General features: G+C 60.3%; 2 protein-coding genes and 1 pseudogene. 1 reads left to right on the top strand and 2 read right to left on the bottom strand.

What is annotated here, in order from left to right; all coding sequences use genetic code 11:
* Positions 1 to 32: 32 nt before the first annotated feature.
* Complete coding sequence (locus JJD74_RS30605; protein WP_003150546.1) at positions 33 to 443, bottom strand: putative toxin-antitoxin system toxin component, PIN family; 411 nt, start codon at positions 441 to 443, stop codon at positions 33 to 35.
* On the bottom strand, positions 443 to 682 hold the full coding sequence (locus tag JJD74_RS30610; RefSeq protein ID WP_003089107.1) for a ribbon-helix-helix domain-containing protein: 240 nt from the start codon (positions 680 to 682) through the stop codon (positions 443 to 445). Before JJD74_RS30610 ends, JJD74_RS30605 begins: the two co-directional genes overlap by 1 nt.
* Positions 683 to 779: 97 nt before the next feature.
* Between JJD74_RS30610 and JJD74_RS31095 the strand changes: the two are divergent.
* Positions 780 to 881 (top strand): annotated as a pseudogene (locus JJD74_RS31095) (recombinase family protein); the annotation flags it as partial.

The raw sequence follows: 881 nt of genomic DNA on the forward strand, positions 1-881 counted from the left end.
TGCTCTTGAGTCAGAAAACCGACCGGCATTGATCACAGCACCTCGACGCAGAACACGGCGGGCGTGACGATCCGCGTGCGTTCGATGTGCCCGCGTTGCAGCAGGCCGGCGCGGCGATCACCGGTTACCAGGTAGTCCGCATCGCCCGCCAAGGCCATGGCCAGCAAAAACGAGTCATCCGGATCATCGGCTTCGACCTCGATGGTCAGGCGCTCCAGTACCACAGCCCGTTGCAGGTTATTGATCATGGCGCCCACCTTGGCGGGCTGTAGGATGGCCTGAAGCTTGGGATAGCGGCTGGCTCGACGAATTTCATCGAGTTGCATCCGCGAGGTCACCACCTCGAAACGCGCCGCCCGCCAGGCACGGTAGATCGCATCGGGCGCGCCATGTGGCGAGATCAGGGCGCTGAACAGGATGTTGGTATCCAACACGACCCGCATCAGCGCTTACGTGCCCAGTCGAGCGCTTCGTCAACCGCGTTGGTCAATTCTGCCTCACTCAGATGGGCGTTAGCGGCCTTGGCCTGCTCAGCGCTCAGCTCCAGGATGTGTGCCCGTACCGCTTCTTCGATGAAGCGCGACAGGTCGCCCTTACGGCCGCCGCCCTGGCTGGCCAGAAACATCCGAAGCGACTGGTCGGTGTCGGCCGAGACGGCGACATTCCAGCGAATGGTATTCATAGCGTTCTCCGCTAATAGGTGTTTGTGTGTTTATACGCCAATCACAAAGGGCGATGCAATGGTTCGACAAAACGAACGTATATGTGACAGGTACGACATGCTGATAGGCTACATGCGGGTATCGAAGGCGGACGGCTCCCAGGCTACCGATTTGCAGCGCGACGCGCTGATTGCCGCCGGGGTCGATCCAGTACATCTT

This window comes from Pseudomonas sp. MF6776 (assembly GCF_016613125.1).
Classification (GTDB): Bacteria; Pseudomonadota; Gammaproteobacteria; order Pseudomonadales; family Pseudomonadaceae; genus Aquipseudomonas; species Aquipseudomonas iridis.

Coding starts and splice junctions, on each gene's coding strand:
- JJD74_RS30605 (WP_003150546.1), bottom strand. CDS start 443: ATGCGGGTCGTGTTGGATACCAACATCCTGTTCAGCGCCCTGATCTCG.
- JJD74_RS30610 (WP_003089107.1), bottom strand. CDS start 682: ATGAATACCATTCGCTGGAATGTCGCCGTCTCGGCCGACACCGACCAG.